1 protein-coding gene is annotated in these 650 nt (G+C 39.5%); it reads right to left on the bottom strand.

Annotation, left to right across the window (positions count from 1 at the left end):
- A partial coding sequence (locus ACIFQN_RS35710; protein ID WP_429837789.1) for an RNA-guided endonuclease TnpB family protein occupies nt 1-650 on the bottom strand: 650 nt, incomplete at both ends.

The raw sequence follows: 650 nt of genomic DNA, 5'->3' as shown, positions 1-650 counted from the left end.
TTTTCTATCTTGTGCCTTGTTCCTTTTAGAACAGTTCGGGCATGTTTGACTTGTATAAGAAGGATTCACATATTCTACTCTGATGCCTACTAGGTTCGCTTTATACGCAATGAAAGTAGATAGACGATAGAAAGACCATGTATGTAGATTTTTTTCGTTTTTACGACTTGTTCTTGTCGTCTGCCTGATATTCGTCAGTTGCTCTAAGCGAATGACAGAAATCTTATTCTTGACTGCAAAATTAACAATTTCACGACTAACCTTGTGGTCTTTGTCTTTCATCCATCGTTGTTCTTTGTCGTCTACGTTGCGAATAGCGTTCACTTTCTTTTGTTTTCCTAGCTTTTTACGCACACTACGAAACTTCCGTTTCATGTATTTGTTTTCTCGTCCATTTCCAAAGAAGCGAACTTTATCATCGTCTGTGATAGCTACCGCAGGGACTTTCAGCCCCAAATCAACGCCTAAAATCCTTGTACCTGTTTTTTCAGTTGTTGGAATCGTGACAGAAATTTGGGCTACCCACTTACCTGATTTCTTCGTGACACGGAGCGTACCAAGTTTGTGTTTTACTAGGTCAAAGCTTCGATTGTCTTTATCGATGAATAACGCTCGAACTTTCACACGAGTTGACTTTCCATTCACCACAA

The sequence above is a fragment of the Brevibacillus sp. NRS-1366 genome, from assembly GCF_050467985.1.
Note: the sequence above shows the minus strand (reverse complement) of the source record. Positions and strands in the feature narration are given on the sequence as shown.